This is a genomic window from Streptomyces recifensis (assembly GCF_002154615.1).
Classification (GTDB): domain Bacteria; phylum Actinomycetota; class Actinomycetes; order Streptomycetales; family Streptomycetaceae; genus Streptomyces; species Streptomyces griseoluteus.
Map to the genome: position 1 here is coordinate 1 of NZ_MUNH01000274.1, position 25,992 is coordinate 25,992.

24 protein-coding genes, 1 tRNA gene and 1 pseudogene are annotated in these 25,992 nt (G+C 71.5%); 12 read left to right on the forward strand and 14 right to left on the reverse strand.

The window, feature by feature from the left end; all coding sequences use genetic code 11:
- The first annotated feature begins 144 nt into the window (after window positions 1–144).
- Both CCN33_RS16195 and CCN33_RS16200 read left to right on the forward strand, forming a co-directional pair.
- Window positions 145–747, forward strand: a complete 603-nt coding sequence (locus tag CCN33_RS16195) for a TetR/AcrR family transcriptional regulator (protein ID WP_086694316.1) — start codon at window positions 145–147, stop codon at window positions 745–747.
- A gap of 65 nt (window positions 748–812) precedes the next feature.
- Window positions 813–1,694: an alpha/beta hydrolase fold domain-containing protein gene (locus tag CCN33_RS16200; protein WP_167387872.1), complete on the forward strand. Its 882-nt coding sequence runs from the start codon at window positions 813–815 to the stop codon at window positions 1,692–1,694.
- A 166-nt stretch (window positions 1,695–1,860) separates the two neighbouring features.
- Here the strand turns inward: CCN33_RS16200 and CCN33_RS16205 are convergent.
- From CCN33_RS16205 to CCN33_RS16215, 3 genes are all read right to left on the reverse strand, one after another.
- A tRNA-Pro gene (locus CCN33_RS16205) sits at window positions 1,861–1,934 on the reverse strand.
- Between the two features lie 64 nt (window positions 1,935–1,998).
- Window positions 1,999–2,745, reverse strand: coding sequence for a Pr6Pr family membrane protein (locus CCN33_RS16210; protein WP_086694318.1), 747 nt, complete (start codon window positions 2,743–2,745; stop codon window positions 1,999–2,001).
- 95 nt (window positions 2,746–2,840) lie between these two features.
- On the reverse strand, window positions 2,841–3,767 hold the full coding sequence (locus CCN33_RS16215) for a metallophosphoesterase (protein WP_086694319.1): 927 nt from the start codon (window positions 3,765–3,767) through the stop codon (window positions 2,841–2,843).
- Window positions 3,768–3,860: 93 nt separating this feature from the next.
- On the opposite strand from CCN33_RS16215, the gene CCN33_RS16220 reads away from it, so the two are divergent.
- Window positions 3,861–4,328 (forward strand): GatB/YqeY domain-containing protein, encoded by a 468-nt coding sequence (locus CCN33_RS16220; protein WP_086694320.1) that lies wholly within the window; start codon window positions 3,861–3,863, stop codon window positions 4,326–4,328.
- A gap of 60 nt (window positions 4,329–4,388) precedes the next feature.
- On the opposite strand, the gene CCN33_RS16225 is transcribed toward CCN33_RS16220, so the two are convergent.
- The gene (locus CCN33_RS16225; RefSeq protein ID WP_086694321.1) at window positions 4,389–6,671 is read right to left on the reverse strand and encodes a transglycosylase domain-containing protein; all 2,283 of its coding nucleotides are present in this window, start codon (window positions 6,669–6,671) and stop codon (window positions 4,389–4,391) included.
- Between the two features lie 529 nt (window positions 6,672–7,200).
- Between CCN33_RS16225 and wblA the strand changes: the two genes are divergently transcribed.
- Complete coding sequence (wblA, locus tag CCN33_RS16235; protein ID WP_030811461.1) at window positions 7,201–7,539, forward strand: transcriptional regulator WblA; 339 nt, start codon at window positions 7,201–7,203, stop codon at window positions 7,537–7,539.
- Between the two features lie 85 nt (window positions 7,540–7,624).
- Here the strand turns inward: wblA and bagB are convergent, their stop codons facing one another.
- Window positions 7,625–8,953, reverse strand: a complete 1,329-nt coding sequence (gene bagB / locus CCN33_RS16240) for an ATPase BagB (RefSeq protein ID WP_086694322.1) — start codon at window positions 8,951–8,953, stop codon at window positions 7,625–7,627.
- Window positions 8,950–9,927, reverse strand: coding sequence for an ATPase BagA (gene bagA, locus CCN33_RS16245; RefSeq protein ID WP_086694323.1), 978 nt, complete (start codon window positions 9,925–9,927; stop codon window positions 8,950–8,952). The genes bagB and bagA overlap by 4 nt, the downstream gene beginning before the upstream one ends.
- 71 nt (window positions 9,928–9,998) lie before the next feature.
- Between bagA and sp36 the strand changes: the two genes are divergently transcribed.
- The 4 genes from sp36 to CCN33_RS16265 all read left to right on the forward strand — a co-directional run bounded on the left by sp36 (window position 9,999) and on the right by CCN33_RS16265 (window position 12,389).
- Window positions 9,999–10,157 carry a Sp36 family protein gene (gene sp36, locus CCN33_RS16250; protein WP_086694324.1) on the forward strand — a complete coding sequence of 53 codons (159 nt, stop codon included), beginning with the start codon at window positions 9,999–10,001 and terminating at the stop codon, window positions 10,155–10,157.
- Window positions 10,154–10,618, forward strand: a complete 465-nt coding sequence (locus CCN33_RS16255) for a RidA family protein (protein ID WP_086694325.1) — start codon at window positions 10,154–10,156, stop codon at window positions 10,616–10,618. The genes sp36 and CCN33_RS16255 overlap by 4 nt, the downstream gene beginning before the upstream one ends.
- Window positions 10,619–10,680: 62 nt before the next feature.
- Complete coding sequence (locus CCN33_RS16260; RefSeq protein WP_086694326.1) at window positions 10,681–11,562, forward strand: NUDIX hydrolase; 882 nt, start codon at window positions 10,681–10,683, stop codon at window positions 11,560–11,562.
- Window positions 11,559–12,389 carry an MBL fold metallo-hydrolase gene (locus CCN33_RS16265; RefSeq protein WP_086694327.1) on the forward strand — a complete coding sequence of 277 codons (831 nt, stop codon included), beginning with the start codon at window positions 11,559–11,561 and terminating at the stop codon, window positions 12,387–12,389. The genes CCN33_RS16260 and CCN33_RS16265 overlap by 4 nt, the downstream gene beginning before the upstream one ends.
- A gap of 175 nt (window positions 12,390–12,564) precedes the next feature.
- Here CCN33_RS16265 and CCN33_RS16270 read toward each other — a convergent pair whose 3' ends face one another.
- Complete coding sequence (locus CCN33_RS16270; protein ID WP_086694328.1) at window positions 12,565–13,380, reverse strand: nucleotidyltransferase domain-containing protein; 816 nt, start codon at window positions 13,378–13,380, stop codon at window positions 12,565–12,567.
- Window positions 13,381–13,433: 53 nt separating this feature from the next.
- Window positions 13,434–14,108: a Crp/Fnr family transcriptional regulator gene (locus tag CCN33_RS16275; protein ID WP_030811441.1), complete on the reverse strand. Its 675-nt coding sequence runs from the start codon at window positions 14,106–14,108 to the stop codon at window positions 13,434–13,436.
- A 311-nt stretch (window positions 14,109–14,419) separates the two neighbouring features.
- On the opposite strand from CCN33_RS16275, the gene nth reads away from it, so the two are divergent.
- The 3 genes from nth to CCN33_RS16290 are packed head-to-tail and all read left to right on the forward strand — an operon-like array spanning window position 14,420 to window position 17,245.
- On the forward strand, window positions 14,420–15,241 hold the full coding sequence (gene nth / locus CCN33_RS16280; protein WP_086694329.1) for an endonuclease III: 822 nt from the start codon (window positions 14,420–14,422) through the stop codon (window positions 15,239–15,241).
- Window positions 15,242–15,292: 51 nt separating this feature from the next.
- Complete coding sequence (locus tag CCN33_RS16285) at window positions 15,293–15,988, forward strand: NUDIX hydrolase (RefSeq protein ID WP_086694330.1); 696 nt, start codon at window positions 15,293–15,295, stop codon at window positions 15,986–15,988.
- 57 nt (window positions 15,989–16,045) lie between these two features.
- Entirely contained in the window at window positions 16,046–17,245 is a 1,200-nt protein-coding gene (locus CCN33_RS16290; protein ID WP_086694331.1) for a MarP family serine protease, read from the forward strand.
- A 30-nt stretch (window positions 17,246–17,275) separates the two neighbouring features.
- Here CCN33_RS16290 and CCN33_RS33015 read toward each other — a convergent pair whose 3' ends face one another.
- The 6 genes from CCN33_RS33015 to CCN33_RS16320 all read right to left on the reverse strand — a co-directional run bounded on the left by CCN33_RS33015 (window position 17,276) and on the right by CCN33_RS16320 (window position 25,130).
- Window positions 17,276–17,458, reverse strand: a complete 183-nt coding sequence (locus tag CCN33_RS33015; protein ID WP_086694332.1) for a hypothetical protein — start codon at window positions 17,456–17,458, stop codon at window positions 17,276–17,278.
- A 139-nt stretch (window positions 17,459–17,597) separates the two neighbouring features.
- Entirely contained in the window at window positions 17,598–18,533 is a 936-nt protein-coding gene (locus CCN33_RS16300) for an alpha/beta fold hydrolase (protein ID WP_086694333.1), read from the reverse strand.
- Window positions 18,530–19,009 (reverse strand): phage holin family protein, encoded by a 480-nt coding sequence (locus tag CCN33_RS16305; protein ID WP_086694334.1) that lies wholly within the window; start codon window positions 19,007–19,009, stop codon window positions 18,530–18,532. The genes CCN33_RS16300 and CCN33_RS16305 overlap by 4 nt, the downstream gene beginning before the upstream one ends.
- A 54-nt stretch (window positions 19,010–19,063) precedes the next feature.
- Complete coding sequence (gene nhaA, locus CCN33_RS16310) at window positions 19,064–20,506, reverse strand: Na+/H+ antiporter NhaA (protein ID WP_086694335.1); 1,443 nt, start codon at window positions 20,504–20,506, stop codon at window positions 19,064–19,066.
- A 169-nt stretch (window positions 20,507–20,675) separates the two neighbouring features.
- The gene (gene acs / locus CCN33_RS16315) at window positions 20,676–22,634 is read right to left on the reverse strand and encodes an acetate--CoA ligase (protein ID WP_086694336.1); all 1,959 of its coding nucleotides are present in this window, start codon (window positions 22,632–22,634) and stop codon (window positions 20,676–20,678) included.
- Between the two features lie 126 nt (window positions 22,635–22,760).
- A complete protein-coding gene (locus CCN33_RS16320; RefSeq protein WP_086694337.1) occupies window positions 22,761–25,130 on the reverse strand; it encodes a SulP family inorganic anion transporter in 2,370 nt (789 codons plus the stop codon).
- A 347-nt stretch (window positions 25,131–25,477) separates the two neighbouring features.
- Between CCN33_RS16320 and CCN33_RS16325 the strand changes: the two are divergent.
- A pseudogene (locus CCN33_RS16325) lies at window positions 25,478–25,992 on the forward strand (hypothetical protein); the annotation flags it as partial.

The window sequence follows — 25,992 nt, forward strand, 5'->3', positions numbered from 1 at the left end:
GGGCCAGGGAGGGGGACGGGGACGGCATAGCCTGGTCTGCCGTCCCCGTCCGGCGAAGTGGCCCCGCGCGGCGTCCGGTGGAGTCGGTGATACGCGGCACAGCCCCGATGCCGCAGAACGCGAGCGCCGCAGAGAGGTCCCGCCATGCCGAAGTCGCCCACCAAGCGCCGTCCCCTCACCAGGGCCGCCCTGACCGAGAGCGCCTACGCGCTGTTCACGGAGAAGGGCTTCCACACCACGTCGATCAGCGACATCGTCGAGCGCGCCGGCCTGACCCGCGGGGCCTTCTACTCCAACTACCGCGACAAGGAAGAGATCTTCCTGGCGCTCTACGACGCCCATGCCGACCGTGTGCTGACCGACCTGCGGGAGGCCGCGGCCCAGGTGAAGCCGGGCGACAACCCCATCGACGAGATTCAGCACCGGATGGCCGGCCGTACCGACGAGGAACGCCGGTGGTTCCTCCTCTCCATGGAGTTCACCCTCCACGCCGCCCGACATCCCGAGCTGGCCCAGCAGTTGGCCGCCCACGAGGACCGGATGACCCAGGGCCTGACCGAGGTGCTCACCGAAGCGCTCACCCGCACCGGCCGCCGGTCCACCATCCCCGTCACCGACCTGGCCCGCCTGCTCACGGCCGTCTTCGAGGGACTCACCGCCCTGCAGCTCATCCACGGGCCGGCGTACGACGCGCAGCACCTGACACCCCATCTCATCGGCGCGCTCACCGAACCCGTCACGGAGTAGCGCCCCCAACCGGCCGTGCGAGCGCCCACTTCCAGGAACCCGAGAGACACACCATGTCGTTGGCGATGAAACTGACCGAGTGGCTGCTGCGCAGGAAGCCGAACGTCTTCGTCACCGAGGAGCGACTGCGCGAGGCGCTGCGCCACAACCCGCCCGACGCCCCCGTCCCGGAATCCCTGCGCCGCTCCTGCCGCGTCAGCACCGGGACCGTGGACGGCCACGAGGTCATCACCCTCACCCCGAGAAGGGGCGCCACGGGGACGGAGGTGATCTACCTCCACGGCGGTGTCTACGTCCGGCCGCTGGTCAGCGCGCACTGGCGCATCATCGCGACCCTGATCCGCCGGACCGGCGCGACGTTCGTCGTCCCGCTCTACGGACTCGCCCCCCGGTACACCGCCGACGACGCGTACCGGTTCCTCGACGCCGTCTACGAGACGGTGGTCCAGCGGGCCGCGGACCACCCGGTCTTCCTGGCAGGCGACTCCTGCGGGGCAGGGCTCTCCGTCGGCCTGGCGATCCGCTGCCGGGACGAGGGACAGCGCCCGCCGGCCGGCCTGGTCCTGTTCTCCCCGTGGCTCGACGTCACCATGACCAACCCCGGCATCCCAGCCCTCACCGCGCTCGACCCCATGCTCGCGCCGGCGGGTTTTGTCGCCGCGGGGCGGGACTGGGCAGGTGCCAGAAACGTCACCGACCCCCTCGTCAGCCCACTCCACGACACCCTGAAAGACCTGCCACCCCTCTCCGTCTACCAGGGCGGCCACGACATCCTCCTGCCCGACGCCGAGAAGTTCGCCGCCAAGGCACGAGCCGCCGGGACCCCTGTCGACCTGCGCGTGTGGCCGACCGCCTTCCACGTCTTCGTCGGTGCGGGGTGGACCCCCGAAGCCCGCCGGGCGCTCCGCGAGGCGGCGGACCGCATCAGGTCGTCCGGGCCGAACTGATCGTCACAGGCCGAGTGGAGCCGTGGGCCTGACCTTCGACGCCGCGACGCGGCCGGTCCCGGTGACCTGGCCGCGCAGGGCGGAATAGCTCCCGACACCGGCCCGCACAACAGGTCAGGCCCGGCGCTGATCCCTCAGCACCGGGCCTGACCTGTTGTTACGGCTGTCGGGGTGGCGGGATTTGAACCCACGACCTCTTCGTCCCGAACGAAGCGCGCTGCCAAGCTGCGCTACACCCCGATGTCGCTGCTGTCGCGGCGACGTCGTTTACTTTAGCCCACCGGGGGCCTCAGACGAAATCCGGTTAGACGCGGCGGCGGACCGGGGAGGGGCGGGCGTGGTCCAGGGCGATCAGGACCACCGCGGAGGCGTAGATCGCCAGGCCCAGGAGGAGCGCGTTGGCCAGGGTGTGGCGATAGCCGTGGGCCGTGACGTCCAGGAAGGGGTAGAGGGAGCGGGCCCGGGTCAGCAGGAAGATCAGGTACGCCAGCGGGAACAGCAGCCAGCCCGCAGCCTGCCGCAGATGCATCCTTGACGCCGGCGTCAGCAGCAGCCAGTCCAGCACCGCCGCCAGCGGCACCAGGGTGTGCAGCACCTGGAGCGCCGCCCACTGTCCGTGCCACCGCGCCGGCGGCGCCGTAGCCCCCGTCATGGTGAACGGCGGCGTCGTGTGGGCCAGCAGCGCGTGGTACACCACCGCCCCGATCACCACGTACAGCAGCACCGCCCCCGTCAGCGCGGCCGGCAGGGTGCGGCGGGGGCGCCAGGAGCGCGAGGCCGACACCAGCGTGACCACCGCCAGCAGCACCGTGCTCTGCACGCTGAAGTAGCTCAGGGCGCGGGCCGGGCCGGCGAGGTGGATCTCCAGGGCCACCCCCGCCCCCGCCAGCAGCGCGGTCAGCAGGCGGTACACGGCCACCAGGGGGCGCCGGACCGGCGCCACCACCGCTGTCACCGGCACGAACGACGGCTTCAGTACGGGCGTGCTCTCCCAGGGGATCGCGGGCAGGTCCGGGATCTCCCTGGGTACGGGCGGTATCGGTGCGGTCATGCCCTCACGCTAGGCAGGAGGGTGAAATGCGACCATTCAGGGCACTCCGGTCGGGTTACAGCCGCTCAACGAGGGCCACCCCCGCTCGACCAGGGTTACACCCGCTCCACCAGCGTCAGCAGCGTCGCCTCCGGCGGGCAGGCGAAGCGGATCGGGGTGTACCGGTTCGTACCGCAGCCCGCCGACACGTGCAGGTAGGAGGTGTGGCCCTCCGCCGTGTGGGTGGACAGCCCCTTCACCCGGTCGGTGTCCAGGTCGCAGTTGGTGACCAGCGCGCCGTAGAAGGGGATGCAGAGCTGGCCGCCGTGGGTGTGCCCGGCGAGGACCAGGGGGTAGCCGTCCGCCGTGAAGGCGTCCAGGGTGCGCAGGTACGGCGCGTGCACGACGCCCATCGAGAAGTCGTGGCCCTCGGAGGGGCCGCCGGCCACGCGGGCGTAGCGGTCGCGCTTGATGTGCGGGTCGTCCAGGCCGGTCAGCTCGATGGAGACGCCCTCGACCTTCAGCACCCCCCGCTGGTTGGTCAGGTTCAGCCAGCCCGCGGTGTCGAAGCCGTCCCTGAGGTCCTCCCAGGGGTTGTGGACCACGCCGACCGCCGGGGCGTTGCCGTTCAGGCCGTGCTTCCCGCTCGCCTTCTCCAGCAAGTACCGCGCGGGATTGCGGAGTTTGGGGCCGTAGTAGTCGTTGGAGCCGAAGACGTACGCGCCCGGGAACTCCATCAGCGGGCCCAGCGCGTCCAGCGTCTCGGGGACGCCCTCGGGGTCGGAGAGGTTGTCGCCGGTGTTGATCACGAAGTCGGGGCGCAGCCCGGCCAGCGACTGGAGCCAGCGCTGCTTCTTGCGCTGCCCGCCCACCATGTGGATGTCGGAGACCTGGAGCATCCGCAGCGGGCGCATGCCCGGCGGGAGGACCGGCACGGTCACTCGTCGGAGGCGGAAGGAGCGGACCTCGAAGCCCGCCGCGTACGCCACTCCGGCGGCTCCGGCCGCCATGATTCCCAGGGGTACTCCGTATCGCGCGCGCATACGCCCATCGTGTCAGACCCCGCCGGGACGCCAAGACCTGGCGTCCCCTTAATCAAGGGGCGTTCGGCCATCCGCACCTGCGACAATCGGTCCATGACCACCACGCTCAAGTCGAAGCTCCACGACGACCTCAACGCCGCGATCCGCGAGCGCGACGAGCTGCGCTCCGCGACGCTCCGGCTGACCCTCGCCGCGATCACCAAGGAGGAGGTCGCGGGCAAGGAGAAGCGCGAGCTGTCCGACGACGAGGTCCTCAAGGTGATCACCAAGGAGGCGAAGAAGCGCCGCGAGGCCGCCGACGCCTTCGCCCAGGGTGGCCGTCCCCAGCAGGCCGAGCGGGAGAAGGCGGAGGGCGAACTGCTCGCCACCTACCTGCCCAAGCAGCTCTCCGACGACGAGCTGACCACGATCGTGGCCCAGGCCGTCGAGGAGGCCAGGGCGGGCGGCGCCGAGGGACCGCGCGCCATGGGTGCCGTCATGAAGATCGTGAACCCCAAGGTGGCCGGCCAGGCCGACGGCGGCCGCGTCGCCGCGATCGTGAAGCAGCAGCTCCAGGGCTAAGCAGGACATGACAGCGGGGCCGCACCTTCGAAAGGGTGCGGCCCCGCTGTCGTCCCGGACTCAGTTCCGGCGTCCACCGTTCGTGTTCCCCTGCACCAGCCCCGGCTTGGTCGGCTTCGGCTGCCCGGTGCCCGGACGGCCGCCGTTGTTGCCGCCGGTCAGTCCGCCGAAGAGCCCGCCGATCAGGCCCCCGCCGGGCGTCCCCTGACGATGACCGCCGTTGCCGTCATGCCGGTCGTCGCCCCGGTCATTGCCGCCGTCGCCCTTGTCCTGGTCGTCGGGGATGTCGACCGTGTTGAAGTCGGGCGCGTCCTTGCCCGCCAGGGCGCCGGACATCGCGTCCCGCCAGATCGGACCCGGCACCCCACCACCGAAGACCAGGTCGTGGTACGCCCCGCCGATGGTGATGCCGATCATCTTCACGTTCTGCCGGGCGCTGCCGACCCAGACCGCGCCGGACATGTTCGGGGTGTAGCCGACGAACCAGGCGTTCTTCCGCTCGTCCGTCGTACCCGTCTTGCCCGCGCTGTCCCGGTCGTTCAGGCCCGCCTCCTGGCCGGTACCGGAGTCGATCACGTCCCGGAGCAGGGTGTTGACCGTGTCCGCCGTCTTCTCGCTCATCGCCCGCGTGCACGTGGACTTCGGCACCGGCAGCGCCTTCTCCTCGTCACCGGATTTCTCGGTGATCGACTCGATGGCGACCGGGGTGCAGTATGTGCCGCGCGAGGCGAAGGTGGCGTACGCGTTGGCCATGGTCAGCGGGGAGAGGCCGATGGAGCCGAGCGCGATGGACGGTTCCTGCGGCAGCTTGGAGCCGTCGCCCTGCACCACGTGCAGCTTGTCGGCCATCTTGGCCACCGGGCACAGCCCGATGTCGGAGATGAGCTGCACGAAGTAGGTGTTGACCGACTTGGCCATCGCCTCCTTCATGCGGTACGGGCCCTTCTCGGACTCGTTCTCGTTCTCCACCGTCTCGTTCTTGGTGTTCCGGTACGGCGTCGAGCCGCACCGCTGCACCGGGCTCGGGTACGCCATCTTGTACGGCGCCGAGTACGCCTGCGTGGGCGGCTTGCCGCCCTCGATGGCGGCCGCCGCCACGAACGGCTTGAAGGTCGAACCCGTCGGGAAGCCGAAGTTGGAGCCGCCCAGGTCCCGGTCGACCGAGAAGTTGTACTCCGTCTCGTCCTTGCTGTAGCCGAACGGCTTCGACTGGCCCATCGCCAGCACCTTGCCGGTCCCCGGCTGCACCAGGGTCGCGGCCGCGGCGACCGGGTCCGACTTGTAGACGTGGTCCTTGAGCGAGTCCTGCACCGACTTCTGCGCCTGCGGGTCCAGCGTCGTACGGATCGTCAGGCCGCCCTTGTTCCAGAGCTTGGCGCGCTCCTCGCGGGACTTGCCGAAGACCGGGTCGGTGAGGAAGACGTTCTCGACGTACTTGCAGAAGAACGCGGAGTTGCGGGTCGCGGTGATGCAGCCGTTCTTGGGACGGCTCACGTGCAGGCCCAGCGGCTGCTCGCCGGCGCGGTCGGCCTCGGCCTGGGAGATGTCGCCCAGATCGGCCATGCGCTGGAGCACGGTGTTGCGCCGCTTGGTGGCCTCGGCCTCGTCGTTGACCGGGTCGTAGCGGCTCGGGGACTGCACGATGCCCGCCAGCAGGGCGGACTCCTGGAGGTTGAGGTCCTTGGCGTGCTTGGAGAAGTAGCGCTGGGCCGCGGCCTCGACGCCGTACGCCTGCTCGCCGAAGAAGGTGATGTTGAGATAGTTCTCCAGGATCTTCTTCTTGCCGAGCTTCTCCTCGATCTGGATCGCGTACTTCAGCTCGCGGACCTTGCGGCCGAGGGTCTGCTGGGTGGCCTGGGCGACCTTGGTGGGGTCGTCGCCGGCCTCCTCGATGAAGTAGTTCTTCACGAGCTGCTGGGTGAGGGTGGACGCGCCCTGGGCCACGCCCCCGCTCTGCGCGTTCTTGTTCAGCGCGCGCAGCACGCCCTTGAGGTCGATCGCGCCGTGCTGGTAGAAGCGCGAGTCCTCGATGGCGACGATGGACTTCTGCATGTACGGCGAGATGTCCTTCAGCTCCACCACCGTGCGGTCACGGGAGTAGACGGTGGCCATCTGGTTGCCCCGGCTGTCCAGTATGGTCGTCCGCTGGCTGAGCTGGGGGCTCTTGAGGTTGGCCGGGATCTCGTCGAAGCCCTGCACCGAGCCCTTCGCGGCAAGGCCCAGCGCCCCGGCGGCCGGCAGGGCGATCCCCGCCGTCACCGCCCCCGCGAGCACGCTGACACCGAGGAATTTGGCGGCCTGCTGCGTGGCCGACAGACCACCGCCCGAGCGCTTCTTTGGCATGGAGGCAGCCTAATCCGTGGTGATAAGCGTTCCGGGGGAGCGACGGGCCCTCGGGCGGTTCGGGTGCAGGATCGTGACGTCCGGCCGGGTGGCGGGACGGCATGACGGCGTTACGGCGCGGCGAAGCGGGGCTCAGGTTGTCATTCGCCGGACACACGCACAGGCGTTGGCCTAAGCTGCATTCAACTGTCACAGCGGCGCGGCCAGGTAGCAATACGTCCAGCGACCCCGAATCGCTCCGGAGAGCCCCGACTTCCTGACGGGGACGTGTCCGAAACCGCCTCGTGTGTCACCCGACGCCCCATGTGCCGCACCACAACCGTCCCGCTTTGCCGGGATGATCACGCATGTCGCCCGCTCACTCCTCCGGGTGATCTGCCGCTTACCCATAGTCCGTTCGGGCCATTCAAGATTGGGCCCGAAGGGGGTGTTGCGCTGTCCGCGCCTTCCGTAACGTCCTCAACTGGCGGCGGTGAATATGCCGCTGCCGCCGTGGGGGAGCCTCGATTCGGGAGAGGACGGCGCCGGTATGGGCTGGGTTACCGACTGGAGTGCGCAGGCCGCCTGCCGCACTACCGATCCGGATGAACTGTTCGTGCAGGGAGCAGCGCAGAACAGGGCCAAGGCGGTGTGCACCGGATGCCCGGTGCGCACGGAGTGCCTGGCCGACGCGCTGGACAACCGCGTCGAGTTCGGCGTGTGGGGAGGCATGACGGAGCGCGAGCGCCGGGCGCTGCTGCGCCGTCGGCCCACCGTGAGCTCCTGGCGGCGGCTACTGGAGACCGCCCGCTCGGAGTACGAGCGCGGCACGGGAATCGTGCCCCTCGACGACGACGAGGTCTACGAGAACTACGCGGCCGTGAGCTGACAGCTCGCCTCCGGCATAGACCGGCGGCACCGACGGCCCGTACGGACGCGGCGCACAGGAGCGTGTCCGCACGCGCCCGGGGCCGTTAGGACAGTTCCGTGTGCCCTGCCGCGAGGCGGTCGCCGATGTCGCGCAGGCCCGTGAGGTCGTGGACGTCACCGGGGAGCGCGGGTACTTCCACGATGGCCACCTCGGGGTGGTGGCTGATGAAACGGTCCCGCGTGCGCTGTTCGCGCGCGAGGAGCCGCATGCGTTCGGCGTGCAGGCGCAGCAGACCCGCGGTCAGTTCGTCCACGGGCCCGTCCGGGCCCGCTGCGGAATCCTCTGGGCCGGAATCTGAACTTCCGTCTGTTTCGGGGGAGTTACGAACGTCAGCATGCCCGTCCGCCTGATCCACAATGCCGGGCTCCGCAAGATTTTCCGCGGCGGCGAGCGCCCGCTCGGCCGACAGCCGGGTGGCGCCGCTGCCGTGGACCCGGTTGAGCACCAGGCCGACCAGCGGCATCTTCTCGGCCGCCAGCCGCTCCACGAAGTACGCCGCCTCGCGCAGCGCGTCCCGCTCGGGCGCCGCCACCACCAGGAACGCCGTCCCCGGCGCCTGCAGCAGCTTGAAGGTGGCGTCCGCGCGGGTGCGGAACCCGCCGAAGGTGGTGTCCATGGCGGAGACGAACGTCTGCGCGTCCTTCAGGAGCTGCCCGCCCAGCACCTTGCCCAGGGTGCCGGTCATCATCGACATCCCCACGTTCAGGAACGCCATCCCCGCGCGGCCGCCCAGCTTGGCCGGCGCGGTCAGGACCCGGATCAGCTTGCTGTCCAGGAACGAGCCGAGCCGCTTGGGCGCGTCCAGGAAGTCCAGCGCGTTCCGCGAGGGCGGGGTGTCGACGACGATCAGGTCCCAGTCGTCCTTGGCGCGGAGCTGGCCGAGCTTCTCCATCGCCATGTACTCCTGCGTGCCCGCGAAGCCGCCGGAGACCGTCTGGTAGAAGGGGTTCGCCAGGATCTGGGCCGCCCGCTCGGGGTCCGTGTGCGTCTCCACGACCTCGTCGAAGGTGCGCTTCATGTCGAGCATCATGGCGTGCAGTTCGCCGGGCTCGGCGCTCTCGCCGGGGGCCTCCTCCCGGCGGTCCTCGGTGCCCTTGACCCGGCGCGGCACGTTGTCGAGGGAGTCGATGCCCATCGACTGGGCCAGCCGCTTGGCCGGGTCGATGGTGAGGACGACCACCTTGCGGCCGCGCTCGGCGGCCCTCAGGGCGAGCGCGGCGGCCGTGGTCGTCTTGCCGACGCCACCGGAGCCGCAGCACACCACGATCCGGGTCTCCGGATCGTCCAGCAGCGCGTCCACGTGCAGGGTCGGCGCGGGGGACCGGCCGGAGCGCGCGTCCGGGTCCGCGGCGGTCTGCGGCTCCTGGCTCATGACAACCCCTGCTTCCGCAACTCGAGGGCCAGTTCGTACAGGCCCGCCAGGTCCATGTCCTCGGCGAGCAGCGGCAGCTCGTCCACCGGCAGGTCCAGCTCGCCGAGGACCGCGCGCTGCTCCTGCTCCAGGGTGTGCCGTTCGGCGTACTCGGCGGCCTGCGCCAGCAGCGGGCCGACCAGCCGCTCGGCGTGCCCGCCGCGCCGCGCTCCGCCCAGGCCCGCCGAGGACAGCGCGCGGGCGACGGCGGTGTGCGGGACGGTACGCGCCAGGTCCAGCTCGGCGGCGTCCAGCACCTCGGGGCGGACCATGTTCACGATGACGCGGCCCACCGGCAGCCCCGCCGCGCGCAGTTCGGCGATGCCGTCGGCGGTCTCCTGGACCGGCATCTCCTCCAGCAGCGTGACGAGGTGCACGGCCGTCTCCGGGGACTTCAGCACCCGCATCACGGCCTGCGCCTGATTGTGTATCGGGCCGATCTTGGCGAGGCCGGCCATCTCGTCGTTGACATTGAGGAAGCGGGTGATGCGGCCGGTGGGGGGAGCGTCCATCACGACGTGGTCGTAGAGGAACTCGCCCTTCTTGTCCTTGCGCCGCACCGCCTCGCACGCCTTGCCGGTCAGCAGGACGTCCCGCAGGCCGGGGGCAATGGTGGTGGCGAAGTCTATGGCGCCGATTTTTCTCAGCGCGCGGCCGGCGCCGCCGAGTTTGTAGAACATCTGGAGGTAGTCCAGAAGCGCCTGTTCGGCGTCGATGGCGAGGGCATACACCTCTCCTCCGCCGGGAGCGGTGGCGATCTTCCGCTCCTCGTAGGGCAGCGCCTCGGTCCCGAAGAGCTGCGCGATGCCTTGCCGGCCCTCGACCTCGACGAGAAGCGTCCGCTTCCCCTCGTCGGCGAGGGCCAGCGCTAGAGCGGCGGCGACCGTCGTCTTTCCGGTCCCGCCCTTGCCGCTGACGACCTGGAGCCTGCTCACGTCTTCGAGCCTAACCAGTCCGGGCGACACTCACGCGGGAGGCTGTGGATAACAGCGACTACAGTCGGCCTATGACCAAGTGGGAATACTCAACTGTGCCGCTGCTCGTCCACGCCACGAAGCAGATCCTGGACAACTGGGGCGAGGACGGCTGGGAGCTCGTCCAGGTGGTGCCCGGGCCCAACGCCGAGCAGCTCGTCGCCTACCTGAAGCGCGAGAAGCAGGCGTGAGCGCGGTCGAGGCCCGGCTCGCCGACCTCGGCCTGACGCTGCCGGAGGTCGTGCCCCCGCTGGCCGCCTACCAGCCCGCCGTGCGCTCCGGGGAGTACGTCCACACCGCGGGCCAGCTCCCGATGGTGGACGGACAGCTCCCGGTCACCGGCAAGGTCGGCGCCGAGGTCACGGCCGAGGAGGCCAAGGACCTCGCCCGGACCTGCGCGCTGAACGCGCTGGCCGCCGTCAAGTCCGTCGTGGGCGACCTGGACCGGATCGCCCGCGTGGTGAAGGTGACCGGTTTCGTCGCCTCCGCCGCCGACTTCACCGGCCAGCCCGGTGTCCTCAACGGCGCCAGCGAGCTGCTCGGCGAGGTCCTCGGCGACAAGGGCGTGCACGCCCGCAGCGCGGTCGGTGTCGCGGTGCTTCCGCTGGACGCTCCGGTCGAGGTCGAGATCCTGGTCGAGCTACTCCCGTAGCCCGTCCGGACACCGGTCCGGTACCTCTCGAACATCTGCCCTGTTCGGGATAGCCTCCGCCCATGGCGAACGGTCAGTGGTACCCCCCGGAGTGGCCCGACCGCATCCGCGCCCTCGCGGACGGCACGCTCACGCCCGTCGTCCCCCGGCGGGCGGCGACCGTGCTGCTGCTCAAGGACACCCCGGCCGGACCGGCCGTCCACATGCTGCGCAGACGCGCCTCCATGGCCTTCGCCGGAGGCGCGTACGCGTATCCGGGCGGCGGTGTCGACCCGCGCGACGACGACCACCACGTCCGCTGGGCGGGCCCCACGCGCGCGTGGTGGGCCCACCGGCTCGGTGTCGACGAGCCGGGCGCCCAGGCGATCGTCTGCGCTGCCGTGCGCGAGACCTACGAGGAGGCCGGCGTCCTGCTCGCCGGGACCGGCCCGGACACGGTCGTCGGGGACACCAGCGGCGACGACTGGGAGGCGGACCGGCTCGCCCTGGTTGCGCACGAGCTGTCCTTCGCGGAGTTCCTGGACCGCCGGGGGCTCGTCCTGCGCTCCGACCTGCTGGGCGCGTGGACCCGGTGGATCACCCCGGAGTTCGAGTCCCGGCGCTACGACACCTGGTTCTTCGTCGCCGCCCTGCCCGAGGGCCAGCGCACCCGTGACCTGTCCACCGAGGCCGACCGCACCGTGTGGACCCGGCCCGCCGAGGCCGCCGCCGGGTACGACAGGGGCGAGCTGCTGATGATGCCGCCCACCATCGCCACTTTGCGCCAGCTCCTGCCCTACGGCACGGCCGCCGGGGCGCTCGCGGCCGCGCCGGACCGCGATCTCACGCCGGTGCTGGCGCGGGCCCGGCTGCTGGACGGCCGGGTGGAGCTGAGCTGGCCGGGGCACGACGAGTTCACCAGGCACGTCCCGGCCGCTTCCGGCCCGCGGGGAGGGGCGGCATGACCGACGCCGCCGCCCTGCCGGGCCAGCCCCGCGACGCGGTCCGCTCGGGCCGGGCCACCGAGCGCGCCGTCAACGTGCTCGCGCCCAACGCCTCGCCCATGACGCTGGACGGCACCAACACCTGGATCGTCGCGGAGCCGGATTCCGACCTCGCCGTGGTCATCGACCCCGGCCCGCTGGACGACGGCCACCTGCGCGAGGTCGTGGACGCCGCCGAGAAGGCCGGCAAGCGGATAGCGCTCACCCTGCTGACCCACGGGCACGCCGACCACGCGGAGGGCGCGTCCCGGTTCGCGGAGATCACCGGCACGCGCGTGCGCGCGCTCGACCCGGCGCTGCGGCTCGGGGACGAGGGGCTGGGCGCCGGGGACGTGGTCACGGTCGGCGGGCTCGAGCTGCGGGTCGTCCCCACGCCCGGCCACACCGCGGACTCCCTGAGCTTCCACGTCCCGGCCGATCAGGCGGTCCTGACCGGCGACACCATCCTCGGGCGCGGCACGACCCTGGTCGCCCATCCCGACGGGCGTCTCGGGGAGTACCTGGCCTCCCTGCGCCGGCTGCGCTCGCTGACCGTGGACGACGGCGTGCACACCGTCCTGCCGGGCCACGGGCCGGTCCTGGAGGACGCCCAGGGCGCCGTCGAGTTCTACCTCGCCCACCGCGCCCACCGCCTCGCCCAGGTCGAGACGGCCGTCGAGAACGGCCACCGCACCGCCGAGGCCGTCGTCGCCCACGTCTACGCCGACGTCGACCGCTCGCTGTGGCCGGCGGCGGAGCTGTCGGTACGGGCCCAGCTGGACTACCTGGGCGAGCACGGGCTGATCTAGGGCCTCTCGTTTGGATCTCGCCGGGCTCGCGGGGTCTGGTGCCGCGCCTCGCGGCGTTGTCGTCGGTTGCCATGGCTCCGCCATGTCGCCCTCCTCCGCCTTGCGATGCACGGCACCAGACCCCGCTCCCTGATCCGGCCTGATCCAAACGAAAGACCCTAGGGGGCGCCTCCCCTCAGGAAGCGCCCTTCGTGCCGTGCACACGCGCGTACTCCCCGGCGAGCCACGGGCCCAGGTCGTCCACGTAGCCGCGCAGGAGCGCGGCGTCTCCGACGGGCTCGCGGCCGTAGCGGGCCGCTACGCGCATCTGGGCGGCCCGGCGCGGATGGTAGGCGCCGAAGACCTCCGCCATCTCGGCCAGGTCGCTCGTCCAGCCGTTCCAGCGGGGCATGACCAGGGTGAAGCCGGTGCGCACCAGGTGCCGGGACATGAACCGGACCAGCGGACGCCGGGCCTCCTCCGTGTCCGCGGCCCCCGCGATCCGCTCGCGCCAGCGCGGGAGCAGACCGGCCAGGTCGCCGTTGGTCTCGCGGGCGAGGCGGGGAGTCGGCCGGTAGCGGGGCAGGCGCCCGGCGAGGTCGTCCCCGAGCAGCGGGGTGCACAGGCAGGCCAGGAACCAGCCCATGTCGTACCGCTCACCCTCGCTCAGCAGCCGGGCCTCGCTGAACAGCAGCGGGCCCACGCCGTCGATCTGGGGGAACTCCCGGTCCGTGGCGGTGGCGAGGGCCGCCATGGCGGTGCGGTCGGCTTCGGTGGGCTCGCCGCGCAGCGCGACGAGGAGGTCCAAGTCGCTGCGCCCCACGCGCGCGGTGCCGCGCGGGACGGACCCGTAGAGATAGCCGCTGTGCAGCCGCGCCCCAAAGGTCTCCGCCAGCCCGTCCCGCGCGGCGGCCACGACGGGGCGGAACGCGTCCTGCACGCGCGCGAGCGAGCCTTCACGGGCGATGAACCCCTCGGCGTCGAGGCCGTGGGGGGCGGGCGGTCCGGACATGCGGACACTGTGCACCGCCGAAGGCGGCGGTGCAGGTCAATTACGGACGGGCGTCAGCGGGACCGCTTGGCGAGGCGCTCGACGTCCAGCAGGATGACCGCGCGGGCCTCCAGGCGGAGCCAGCCGCGCTGCGCGAAGTCGGCGAGGGCCTTGTTGACGGTCTCGCGGGAGGCGCCGACCAGCTGGGCCAGCTCCTCCTGGGTGAGGTCGTGCACCACGTGGATGCCCTCCTCGGACTGCACGCCGAAGCGGCGCGAGAGGTCCAGCAGGGCTCGGGCGACGCGGCCGGGCACGTCGGAGAAGACCAGGTCGGACATGGCGTCGTTGGTCTTGCGCAGCCGGCGGGCGACGGCACGCAGCAGGGCGCCGGCGACCTCCGGACGGACGTTCAGCCAGGGCTGGAGGTCGCCGTGGCCGAGGCCGAGCAGCTTGACCTCGGTCAGCGCGGTCGCGGTGGCCGTACGCGGACCGGGGTCGAACAGCGACAGCTCACCGATGAGCTCGCTGGGGCCGACCACGGCCAGCATGTTCTCCCGCCCGTCGGGGGAGGTGCGGTGCAGCTTGACCTTGCCCTCGGTGACGACGTAGAGCCGGTCGCCGGGGTCGCCCTCGTGGAAGAGGGAGTCGCCACGGGCGAGGGTCACCTCGCTCATGGAGGCGCGCAGCTCCGCGGACTGCTCGTCGTCAAGAGCCGCGAAGAGCGGGTTGCGCCGCAGAACGTCGTCCACGAGTTCTCTCCTTGTCGAGCTGCTCAGGGGATGTTCCTCCCCAGCGTGCCAGGGGACCGTGTTCCCCGTTTTCCCGGACGGTCCAAACAGTGTGATCTGTCACAAGGATGCCGCACAGGTGTCCCGGGGTAAGCGGCAGGGGTCCAATCGGGGGCCGATCTTCCGGGTCCGGCGCGGATGTCGGTGCCGGGCTCTAGGCTGGCCGGGTGTCCAAATCGCCGGTGAGAGCACAGGCCGAGGGGGCTGCGCGGGTGGTTGCACGACGTGATTCCGCCGTGGGCGAACAGGATTCCGATGGAAGTGGCAAAAAGGTGAAATCCATAAAAAAGGACCCCGTGAAGGCGGCCGGTGGGACGACCGGTGAATCGCGCACCGCCCTGGTCCGCCGCGCCCGCCGGATCAACCGCGAGCTCGCCGAGGTCTATCCGTACGCCCACCCCGAGCTGGACTTCGAGAACCCCTTCCAGCTCCTGGTCGCCACGGTCCTGTCGGCCCAGACCACCGACCTGCGCGTCAACCAGACGACCCCGGCGCTGTTCGCCAAGTACCCCACCCCGGAGGACCTCGCGGCGGCCGACCCCGCCGAGGTGGAGGAGATCCTTCGGCCCTGCGGCTTCTTCCGGGCGAAGACGCGCTCGGTCATAGGGCTGTCCAAGGCGCTCGCGGAGGACTTCGGCGGTGAGGTCCCCGGCAAGCTGGAGGACCTCGTCAAGCTGCCCGGCGTCGGCCGCAAGACCGCCTTCGTGGTCCTGGGCAACGCCTTCGGCCGGCCCGGCATCACCGTGGACACCCACTTCCAGCGGCTGGTGCGGCGCTGGAAGTGGACCGAGGAGACCGAGCCCGAGAAGATCGAGGCCGCGGTCGCCGAGCTGTTCCCCAAGAAGGACTGGACCGACCTCTCCCACCACGTCATCTGGCACGGCCGCCGCATCTGCCACGCCCGCAAGCCCGCCTGCGGCGCCTGCCCGATCGCCCCGCTCTGCCCGTCCTACGGCGAGGGCGAGACCGACCCGGAGAAGGCGCGCAAGCTCCTCAAGTACGAGAAGGGCGGCTTCCCCGGCCAGCGGCTCAACCCGCCCCAGTCCTACCTGGACGCGGGCGGCATCCCGGCCCCGCCGCTGGGGGCCGGATGAGGGGAACGATCACGGGGCAGTCGGGCGTTGGACACGGCAGCAGGGGGTGGCATGACGTACACGCGTGACACGCACGAGAGCCCGGTGGCGGTGCGCAGGGACGGGCTGCCGGGCTGGCTGGAGCCGGTGGCGCGGGCCGCCGAGACGGTCCAGCCGCTCCAGCTCAGCCGCTTCCTGCCGCCCGAGGACGGCGGCGGCCGCCAGTCGGCGGTGCTGATCCTCTTCGGCGAGGGCGAACGCGGCCCCGAGCTGCTGCTGATGGAGCGCTCCGGCTCGCTGCGCTCCCACGCGGGCCAGCCCTCCTTCCCCGGCGGCGCCCTCGACGCCGTGGACGGCGACCCCAAGACGGACGGCCCGCTCCGGGCGGCCCTGCGCGAGGCGGAGGAGGAGACCGGCCTCGACCCGGCCGGCGTCCAGCTCTTCGGGGTGCTGCCCGCTCTCTACATCCCGGTCAGCGAGTTCGTCGTGACCCCGGTCCTCGGCTGGTGGCGCGAGCCGAGCCCGGTCGGGGTGGTCGACCCCAACGAGACGGCGCGCGTCTTCACCGTCCCCGTGGCGGATCTCACGGACCCCGCCAACCGGGCGACCACCGTGCACCCCAGCGGGTTCCGGGGTCCGGCATTCCTGGTCGAATCGGCGCTCGTGTGGGGATTCACGGCCGGGGTCATCGACCGCCTGCTGCACTACGCGGGCTGGGAGCGCCCCTGGGACCGGACCCGGCAGGTCCCGCTCGACCGCTGGTCATGACAGGGTGTCGTGCGTGTTCGTTACCGCGGGGAGAGTCGATGGGCGGGGCCTGAAGCGTTGAACGTGCTGGACATCGTGTTGCTGCTGGCCGCCGTCTGGTTCGCGGTCGTGGGTTACCGCCAGGGCTTCGTCGTCGGCATCCTGTCGGTGATCGGCTTCCTCGGCGGCGGCCTGCTGGCCGTCTGCGCGCTGCCTCCCGTCTGGGACGCGGTGACCGACAACGCCGAGGTCGGCACGGTGGCCGCCGTCGTCGCGGTCATCGTCGTCATCGTGATCGCCTCCGTCGGGCAGGCCCTCACCACCCACCTGGGCAACAAGCTGCGCCGCCACATCACCTGGTCCCCGGCCCGCGCGCTGGACGCCACCGGCGGCGCCCTGGTCAACGTGGGTGCCATGCTGCTGGTCGCCTGGCTGATCGGCTCCGCGCTCGCCCAGACCACGCTGCCGACGCTCGGCCGGGAGGTCCGCGGCTCCAAGGTGCTGGTCGGGATGGACCAGGTGCTGCCGGTGCAGTCGGGCACCTGGTTCAAGGACTTCGGCTCGGTCCTCGCGCAGAACGGCTTCCCGCAGGTCTTCAGCCCCTTCTCCGACGAGCAGATCCGCGAGGTCCGGCCGCCCGACCCGGCCCTGGCGAACAGTGCCGTGGCGGTCAGGGCCCAGCGATCCATCGTCAAGGTCACCGGCACCGCCCGCAGTTGCGGCAAGGTGCTGGAGGGCACCGGCTTCGTCTTCGGTGACCGGCGCGTGATGACCAACGCCCATGTCGTCGGCGGCGTCGACGAACCCACCGTCCAGATAGGCGGCGAGGGCCGCCTGCACGACGCCACGGTCGTCCTCTACGACTGGCGGCGCGACATCGCCGTCCTGGACGTGCCCGACCTGAAGGCGCCCGTGCTGCGGTTCGCCGCGAAGGACGCCGGCAGCGGCGACGGCGCCATCGTGGCCGGCTTCCCGGAGAACGGCGCGTACGACGTGCGCGCGGCGCGGGTGCGCGGGCGCATCATGGCGAACGGCTCGGACATCTACCGCCGGGGCACCGTCGGCCGTGACGTGTACTCACTTTTCACCACGGTCCGCGAGGGCAACTCCGGCGGCCCCCTGCTGACCCCTCAGGGCACCGTGTACGGCGTGGTGTTCGCCAAGTCGCGCGACGACGCCCAGACCGGCTACGCCCTCACCGCCGACGAGATCCGCCCGGACATCACGCGGGGGCGTACGGCGAACAGTCAGGTGGGTACCGACAACTGCGCCCTGTGAGGCGACCGCGTCCCGTGAGGTGACGTGGGTTCAGGTGCGCGCGGTGTGACGCAGGCGTACGGAGACCCAGCGGGCCCGGCGGCGCAGGATACGCGGAATCCCCACCCTCGGGTCCGTCTCCGCGAGTTGCGGGGTTCCTGGTGGCTGCGAATCCGGCCCGGAGGCCGAGCGTCGTTCGCGGGGTGCGTCACCGTAGTCGTGCGTCCAGCCCATACCCCGACGTGTGCCCCCGCCCCAAGGTCAGTAACCGCCTCCGGGCCACCCGATCGGCCTATGCGTCAGGCATGTGGCAGTTCGGTGAGCAAACAGTCGGAAACGGTCGGGAAAGCGGACACTCAGCGCATCCGAACGGTCACCGGTCGGGTTCGGGGTCCTTCAGCCAGTTGATCAGCTCGGTGGAGAACGCCACCGGGTCCTCCTCGTGCGGGAAGTGCCCCAGCCCGTCGAACAGCCGCCAGCGGTACGGCGCCTCCACGTACTCGCCCGAACCGGCCGCGCTGCGCGTACGGGTGACCGGGTCCAGCGAGCCGTGCAGATGCAGCGTGGGCACCCGGACCGGCCGCTTCATCCGCCGGTTGAACTGGATGCCGTCCGGCCGGGCCAGCGACCGCACCAGCCAGCGGTACGGCTCGATCGAGCAGTGCGCCGTCGACGGGATGCACATCGCCCGCTGGTACGCCGCCACGTCCGCGTCCTCCGGCAGGCGAGGCCCGGACCAGTCCCGGATCAGCTCGCCCACCAGCGCGCCCCCGTCGGCGGTGAGCTGCCGCTCGGGAATCCACGGCCGCTGGAAGCCCCAGATGTAGGAGCTGGCCGCCGTCTGCCGGGCGTCCCGCAGCATCGCCGCGCGCCAGCGCCTGGGGTGCGGCATCGACACCACCGCGAGCCGGCGCACCAGCTTGGGCCGCATCGCCGCCGCCGTCCACGCCAGGTAGCCGCCCAGGTCGTGGCCGACCAGCGCGGCGTCCGGCTCGCCGAGCGAGCGGATCACCCCGGTGACGTCCAGCGCGAGGTTGGCCGGGTCGTACCCGCGCGGGGTGCGGTCGCTGCCGCCGACGCCCCGCAGGTCCATGGCCACGGCCCGGTAGCCCGCGGCCGCCAGCGCGGACAACTGGTACCGCCAGGTCCACCAGAACTGCGGGAAGCCGTGCAGCAGCAGCACCAACGGGCCGTCGCCCAGCTCCGCGATGTGGAAACGCGCGCCGTTGGCGGCGACGTCCCGGTGCGTCACCCGCTCCCCGGAGGGCAGGTCGAGGCGTACGGCCGGTGCGGCGGCGGGTTCCGTCATGAGGACGAGCGTGCCACAGCCTTGTGCGCGCGGTCCGCCGCGGGCAGTTCACGCGGGTGCGGCTTGGCGTTCTGGAGGACACCCGCCGACTGCTTCACGGACGCGGCGACCTTCTGCGGACCCTTGCTCTTCTTGGCCTTCTTGGCGAACACCACACCGATCAGGGCGAGCACACCGGCCACCAGCACATTGGCGGCGAAGGACAGCAGGAAGCACACCGCGAGGTTCCAGTGGCTCCAGGTCCGGATGCCGTACGCCAGCGCGAAGTTGAGCATCGGCAGCGAGAACAGCAGTACCGCGCCCGCGCCGGAGAAGGCCCCGCCGCTCGCCGCGCCGCGCTTCACGTCCCGCTTGAGCTGCGCCTTGGCCAGCGCGATCTCGTCGTGCACCAGCGCCGACATCTCGGTCGTCGCCGAGGCGACCAGCTGGCCGATGCTGGGTTCGGCGCCGACCGGCCTGCCGTCGGGTGCGCTCATCGCGTTCTCTCCCTCTGCTTGTGGTGCCGTCTTGTTTTGTACCGTCTCGTCAGATCATGCCGGACGACCGTTCTCCTCGCCTGCCCCGCCCGGCACTTCGGCACGCGCGTGGCGCGCGGCGGCGGACAGCCCGGCCGCGATACGCCGGTGCTCAGCGGCCTTCCCCTCGTGGATCTCGGCCATGCGCAGGTGGTACGCCGGGTCGTCCTGCTCGTAGACGTCGGGGATGCCGTCCTGGTCCTCGTCGCGCTCCTCGTCCTCGCACAGCCGCCGGTACCTGGCGTTGCGCACCTTCAGCAGCACCGTCGCACATATGGCCGCGATCAGCGATCCGACGAGGACGGACGCCTTCACCTCCTCGGTGAGCGCGAGGTCGCCGGTGAAGGCCAGTTCGCCGATGAGCAGGGAGACGGTGAAGCCGATCCCGGCGAGCGTGGCGACCGCGAAGACGTCGGCCCAGGCCAGCCCCTCGCTCAGCGAGGCACGGGTGAATCGCGCGGTCAGCCAGGTCCCGCCGAAGACACCGACCGTCTTGCCCACCATCAGGCCGAGCACCACCCCGAGCGTCTCCGGCCGCGTGAACACCTCGGCCAGCGCCCCGCCGGACACCGGTACGCCCGCGCTGAACAGGGCGAACAGCGGCACGGCGAGTCCGGCCGACAGGGGCCGCACCAGATGCTCCAGCCGTTCACCCGGCGACCGCTCCTCACCCTCACGGGTGACGCAGCGGAGCATCAGGCCCATCGCCACACCGGCGATGGTCGCGTGGACGCCGCTGTTGTACATCAGGGCCCAGATCACCAGCGCCAGCGGCAGATAGACGTACCAGCCGCGCACGCCCTTGCGCAGCAGCAGCCAGAACAGCGCGAGGGCGGCGACGGCCCCGCCGAGCGCGGCGAGGTCGATCCGGCCGGTGAAGAAGACGGCGATGATCAGGATGGCGAAGAGGTCGTCGACCACCGCGAGGGTCAGCAGGAAGGCGCGCAGCGCGCTGGGCAGCGAGGTGCCGATGACCGCGAGGACGGCGAGCGCGAAGGCGATGTCGGTGGCGGTCGGCACCGCCCAGCCGGCCAGGGAACCGCCGCCGGTGAGGTTGGTGAGCGTGTACACCAGCGCGGGTACGGCCATCCCGCACAGCGCGGCCACCACGGGCAGTACGGCCGCCTTGGGGTCGCGCAGATCGCCGGCGACCAGTTCCCGCTTCAACTCGACGCCGGCCACGAAGAAGAACACCGCGAGCAGGCCGTCGGCCGCCCAGTGGGCGACGGAGAGGTCCAGGCCGAGGGCGGCCGGGCCGAGGTGGAAGTGGCTGACGGTCGCGTAGGCGTGGCTCAGCGCGGGGACGTTGGCCCAGACGAGCGCCGCGACGGCGGCGAGGAGCAGGAGGACACCGCCCACCGTCTCGGTGCGCAGGGCGTCCGCCACGGCGGTCCGCTCCGGCAGCGACAGTCGGGCGAGGGCCTTGCGGGCGGCGTTGGGGGTGCGGGGCGCGGCCACGGTGGGACCTCCGGCTGGTGGGCATGACAGAACGCTTGCCGACCAGACTTCCCGGCGCACCTCGAGGCACGGACTGACGCCGTACTTTGTTTACTTTACCTAAGATCGGATGGTCCGGCAGGTCGGGCGCCCCGGCGCGGTCACCGGGGCGCCCTCTGTCCGCCTCGGCTCAGTCCTCGCTGGAGGAGGACGGCAGCTTGGACTGGATGAGCGTCATGACCGTGGAGTCGGTCAGGGTGGTGACGTCTCCGAGCTGGCGGTTCTCCGCCACGTCCCGCAGCAGACGGCGCATGATCTTGCCGGAGCGGGTCTTGGGCAGCTCCGCGACCGGCAGGACGCGCTTGGGCTTGGCGATCGGGCCGAGGGTGGCGCCGACGTGGTCGCGCAGCTCGGCGACCAGCTTCTCGTCCTCGGCGGCCGAGCCGCGCAGGATGACGAACGCCACGATGGCCTGCCCGGTCGTCTCGTCGGCGGCGCCCACCACGGCCGCCTCGGCGACCGCCGGGTGCGACACCAGCGCCGACTCCACCTCGGTGGTGGAGATGTTGTGGCCCGACACCAGCATCACGTCGTCCACGCGGCCGAGGAGCCAGATGTCCCCGTCGTCGTCCTTCTTGGCGCCGTCGCCGGCGAAGTACTTGCCCTCGAAGCGCGACCAGTAGGTGTCCAGGAAGCGCTGGTCGTCGCCCCAGATGGTGCGGAGCATCGACGGCCACGGCTCGGTGAGGACCAGATAGCCACCACCCCCGTTCGGCACCTCGTTCGCCTCGTCGTCCACGACGGTGGCGCTGATGCCGGGCAGCGGGCGCTGCGCGGAACCGGGCTTGGTCTCGGTGACGCCCGGCAGCGGCGAGATCATCATCGCGCCGGTCTCGGTCTGCCACCAGGTGTCCACGACCGGGGTGCGGTCGGCGCCGATGTTCTTGCGGTACCAGACCCACGCCTCGGGGTTGATGGGCTCGCCCACCGAACCGAGCACCCGGAGCGAGGTCAGGTCGAACTGCGCGGGGATGTCGTCCCCCCACTTCATGAACGTCCGGATCGCGGTGGGCGCGGTGTACAGGATCGAGACCCGGTACTTCTCGACGATCTCCCAGAAGCGGCCCTGGTGCGGGGTGTCCGGGGTGCCCTCGTACATCACCTGGGTCGCGCCGTTGGCCAGCGGGCCGTACACGATGTACGAGTGGCCGGTGACCCAGCCGACGTCGGCCGTGCACCAGTAGACGTCCGTCTCCGGCTTGAGGTCGAACACCGCCCAGTGGGTGTAGGCGGTCTGCGTGAGGTAGCCGCCCGAGGTGTGCAGGATGCCCTTGGGCTTACCCGTGGTGCCGGAGGTGTAGAGGATGAACAGCGGGTGCTCCGCGTCGAACGCCTCCGGGGTGTGTTCGGCCGACTGGCGCCCGACCAGCTCGTCCCACCACACGTCCCGCTCGGCGTCGAACGCCACGTCCTGCCCGGTCCGGCGCACCACCAGCACGTGCTCGACGGTGCCGTCCGCCTTGGCGACCGCGTCGTCCACGGCGGGCTTGAGCGCGGACGGCTGGCCCCGGCGGTAGCCGCCGTCGGCGGTGATGACGACCTTGGCGTCCGCGTCCTTGATACGGGTGGCCAGCGCGTCGGCCGAGAAGCCGCCGAAGACCACCGAGTGCGCGGCACCGATGCGGGCCGAGGCCAGCATGGCGATGGCGGTCTCGGGGATCATCGGCATGTAGATGGCGACCCGGTCGCCCTTGCGGACACCCAGCTCCAGCAGCGCGTTGGCCGCCTTGGAGACCTCGTCCTTCAGCTCGGCGTAGGTGATGGAGCGGCTGTCGCCCGGCTCGCCCTCGAAGTGGATGGCGACCCGGTCGCCGTTCCCGGCCTCCACGTGCCGGTCCACGCAGTTGTAGGCGACGTTCAGCTCGCCGTCCTCGAACCACTTGGCGAACGGCGGGTTCGACCAGTTGAGCGTCTTCGTCGGTTCCTTGGCCCAGCTCAGCCTCCGGGCCTGCTCGGCCCAGAAACCGAGCCGGTCCGCCGCGGCCTGTTCGTACGCCTCGGCCGTGACGTTGGCGTTCGCGGCCAGGTCGGCCGGCGGCGCGAAGCGTCGCTCCTCCTTCAGAAGGTTGGCCAGGCTCTCGTTACTCACGACATCTCCCTTTCCCAGGGTGTCCGTTGTGTCCCAGGCCACACCTCATCAGACGTCGGGGCTGATGACAAGGGTGGACCGCAGAATTGGTTTAGACCTTTCTGCGGTCCCCGCGCGAGTGGCCGCTCAGACCAAGCTGCCCACCTCCGGCGCCTCTCGCACGTCCTCGTCGAGGTCCTCTCTGACCTCGTGGAACACCGCGGCTTCCGCCTCGCCTCCCCCGGCTCCTTCCTCGCCGAGCAGGTACGCCCGCGCCTCTCCGACGTGGAAGTACATGCCGTGCAGCTCCAGCGCACCGGCCGCCATGGCGCGCGCGACGGACTCGTGCGCCCGCAGGTGGGCCAACTGCTGCACCACATTGGCCAGCGACAGCTCCTCCACGGCGTCGGCCACCGGGCGCGGGGCGAGCCGGGGCCGCTCCGGGGGCCCGTCGGCCAGCCGGGCCAGGCTCGGCTCTCCGTACCTCAGCCACCGGCGCAGCGGGGTCGGGGCGGCGCCGGGCTCGGCGGCGAGCAGGGCCTGCATCGCCCCGCACCCGGAGTGCCCGCAGACGGTGATCGACCTGACCCCGAGCACATCCACCGCGTATTCGATGGCGGCGGCCACCGAGTCGTCGGAGTGCTCCTGGCCGGGCGGCGGCACCAGGTTGCCGACGTTGCGCACCACGAACAGGTCGCCGGGGCCGCTGGCGGTGATCATCGAGGTGACGAGCCGGGAGTCGGCGCAGGTGAGGAAGAGCTGTGAGGGCCGCTGTCCCTCCCTGGCCAGCCGGGCCAGCTCCTCCCGGACCAGCGGGGCGGTGTTCCGATGGAACGAGCTGATGCCGCGGGCGAGTTCGTGGGTGTCGGGGCGGGGGGTGCCCGTGGTGTCCGCCGCGTCCTGGCGCGCGGCCGCTGTGGGCATGTCGCACCGGTGGTTGCGCCAGGGTGTCCAGGGGCGGCACCGGCAGACGGTGGAGGACGGGTTGCCCGCGCTCCGTACCCCGGTGCGGTGGTCCTTCAGCTCTGCGGAGCCGCCCCGCGCGGTGTGGGAACTCCGCCAGTCCTGGAGCGACTCGTACGCCGCGTGGTCCATGAAGGAGCCGTCCAGCTCGACGACGGCACGGGTGCCGTGCGGGACGCGGTGCAGGGTTCGGCTGAGCCGGGGCACGGCGAGGAACGTCAACTGGCCGCTTACCCGGACGTGATGGACCCCTTCCTTCTCCTCGTGGGTGACGCGGGTGTGGGTGAGGCGGTGCAGGGCCAGGGCTACGGCCACGGCGATCCCGAGGAGCACGCCCTGCAGGACGCCGAGGCAGACCACGCCGAGAGTGGTCGCGGCGTACACCGGCACCTCGCGGTGGCGGGTGACCGTGCGGATGTGGTTCAGGGAGACCATCTGGATGCCGACGGCCATCACCAGGGCGGCGAGCGAGGCGAGCGGAATCCGCTCCAGGAGGGGGACCAGCAGCAGGGCGGCGATCACCACGAGAGCGCCGTGCAGCATCGTGGAGTTCCGGCTCACCGCGCCCGAGTTGACGTTCGCCGTGCTGCGTACCGCCACCCCCGCGACCGGCAGTCCGCCCAGCGCGCCGGAGACGATGTTGGCCGCGCCCTGGCCGAGCAGTTCGCGGTCGAGGTCGGAGCGCCCCACGCGCGCGGGGCCGGTGCGGCCGGCGGCCAGCTTGTCCACGGCCACCGCGCCGAGCAGCGACTGCACGCTGCACACCAGGGTGGTGGTGAGCACCGCGGCGACGATGCCGAGCGCCGGCCCCTGAGGGAGCCCGGCCAGCGCGTGGCTGCGCCAGGACGGCAGGTCGACGCGGGGCAGGGTGATCCCGGTCAGCGCCGCCGTCACGGTGGCCCCGAAGACGGCGACCAGCGCGGCCGGCACCTTGCGCAACAGGCTGCCCACGGGGCCGGGGATGCGGGGCCAGGCCAGCAGCAGGGTCAGCGTGAGCACGCTGATCACCACGGCGGCCGGGTCGAGATGGGCCAACTGCGCGGGAAGCGCGCGCAGGTTGGTGAGGACGGAGCTGTCCGGACGGCCGCCGAGCACGATGTGCACCTGGGCCACGGCGATGGTGATGCCGATGCCCGCGAGCATGCCGTGCACGACCGCCGGGCTGACGGCGAGCGCGCCGCGCGCCACTTTCAGGCAGCCGAGGCCCAGCTGGGCGAGTCCGGCGAGGACGGTGATGCCGCAGGTCGCCCGCCAGCCGTACTGGTGGATGAGGTCGGCGGTGACCACGGTCAGACCGGCGGCGGGCCCGCTGACCTGCAACGGGCATCCGCCGATCCGGCCGGCGACGATCCCGCCGACCGCCGCGGCGACCAGGCCCGCCTGGAGCGGTGCGCCGGTGGCCAGGGCGATGCCCAGCGAGAGCGGCAGGGCGATGAGGAACACCGCGACGGACGCGGAGACGTCAGCGCTCTCCAGGCGGAAACGGCGGCGCCGGGGCGGTGGGGTAGGGGTGGGCGGGGAGTGGTCGGTACAGGGTGGTGCGCAGGCTGACATGTTCCCGTCTCCTCCGGGGCAGCGCGGTCGCGGTCTGTGGGGTCCCGCCAGAGGCGGGGGTTCGGTCGCGGCCGTGGGTCACGGCGTGCAGCGGCGGGATGATTCAACGCTCGGTAAACGAACCGTAATCCAGAGTAAAGGCTCGGCATATCTTTTCGAGGCAAATGGCACACATGTGCACTCTGCCGGGTGAAGCGGGCACTTGATCGGCTTGTCGTACTAATTCCTTCTCGACCCCATGCGACTTTGACGGCGCCGCCGGGAGGAATCCGGCGCATCACCAGAAAACGCCCTCATCGGCGTTCGCCTGAGAGTTCGCCCGAGAGAAGGAAGAAGGTGGGCGGAACATGGCCGCCACCCAGAGGATCGCCGTCTGTGCCATGGTCGCCGCTGCCGGTGCCGCGTCCCTCGCCGGCTGCGCCGCCGACTCCGGCCAGGCACGGGAAGGCACGTCCGGCCCGCCGAAGGGCGCCCCGGCTCCCCAGAGCGTCGTCCGGCTGATCGGCGACGGGTCCACCGCGTACACCGGCGCGCAACCGCACCTGCCCCGACCCGAGAAGCTGAAGCCCGGTCAGAAGCCCCCGCAGTTCGTGGTGTTCTCCTGGGACGGGGCGGGTGAGGACAGCCAGAAGCTGTTCTCGCACTTCCGCAAGGTCGCCAAGGACAACCACGCCAACATGACGTTCTTCCTCAGCGGCGTCTACATGCTGCCGGAGGAGAAGCGGGACCTCTACAAGCCGCCGCAGCACTCGCCGGGCCGCTCCGACATCGGCTTCAACGACGAGCAGGGCATCGCCGACACCGCCAAGCAGGCACGCCTCGCCTGGCTGGAGGGCAACGAGATCGGCACCCACTTCAACGG

Excerpts from the sequence above, each read along its gene's own strand:
- CCN33_RS16270 (WP_086694328.1), bottom strand. The coding sequence starts at position 13,380 with ATGTCCGGACCGCCCGCCCCCCACGGCCTCGACGCCGAGGGGTTCATC.
- sp36 (WP_086694324.1), top strand. The coding sequence starts at position 9,999 with ATGACCAAGTGGGAATACTCAACTGTGCCGCTGCTCGTCCACGCCACG.
- CCN33_RS16265 (WP_086694327.1), top strand. The coding sequence starts at position 11,559 with ATGACCGACGCCGCCGCCCTGCCGGGCCAGCCCCGCGACGCGGTCCGC.
- CCN33_RS16215 (WP_086694319.1), bottom strand. The coding sequence starts at position 3,767 with ATGCGCGCGCGATACGGAGTACCCCTGGGAATCATGGCGGCCGGAGCC.
- CCN33_RS16195 (WP_086694316.1), top strand. The coding sequence starts at position 145 with ATGCCGAAGTCGCCCACCAAGCGCCGTCCCCTCACCAGGGCCGCCCTG.
- CCN33_RS16285 (WP_086694330.1), top strand. The coding sequence starts at position 15,293 with ATGACGTACACGCGTGACACGCACGAGAGCCCGGTGGCGGTGCGCAGG.
- CCN33_RS16320 (WP_086694337.1), bottom strand. The coding sequence starts at position 25,130 with ATGTCAGCCTGCGCACCACCCTGTACCGACCACTCCCCGCCCACCCCT.
- CCN33_RS16260 (WP_086694326.1), top strand. The coding sequence starts at position 10,681 with ATGGCGAACGGTCAGTGGTACCCCCCGGAGTGGCCCGACCGCATCCGC.
- CCN33_RS16225 (WP_086694321.1), bottom strand. The coding sequence starts at position 6,671 with ATGCCAAAGAAGCGCTCGGGCGGTGGTCTGTCGGCCACGCAGCAGGCC.
- CCN33_RS16305 (WP_086694334.1), bottom strand. The coding sequence starts at position 19,009 with ATGAGCGCACCCGACGGCAGGCCGGTCGGCGCCGAACCCAGCATCGGC.
- CCN33_RS16210 (WP_086694318.1), bottom strand. The coding sequence starts at position 2,745 with ATGACCGCACCGATACCGCCCGTACCCAGGGAGATCCCGGACCTGCCC.
- bagB (WP_086694322.1), bottom strand. The coding sequence starts at position 8,953 with ATGAGCCAGGAGCCGCAGACCGCCGCGGACCCGGACGCGCGCTCCGGC.
- CCN33_RS16220 (WP_086694320.1), top strand. The coding sequence starts at position 3,861 with ATGACCACCACGCTCAAGTCGAAGCTCCACGACGACCTCAACGCCGCG.
- CCN33_RS16200 (WP_167387872.1), top strand. The coding sequence starts at position 813 with ATGAAACTGACCGAGTGGCTGCTGCGCAGGAAGCCGAACGTCTTCGTC.
- CCN33_RS16300 (WP_086694333.1), bottom strand. The coding sequence starts at position 18,533 with ATGACGGAACCCGCCGCCGCACCGGCCGTACGCCTCGACCTGCCCTCC.
- CCN33_RS33015 (WP_086694332.1), bottom strand. The coding sequence starts at position 17,458 with ATGGGCTGGACGCACGACTACGGTGACGCACCCCGCGAACGACGCTCG.
- wblA (WP_030811461.1), top strand. The coding sequence starts at position 7,201 with ATGGGCTGGGTTACCGACTGGAGTGCGCAGGCCGCCTGCCGCACTACC.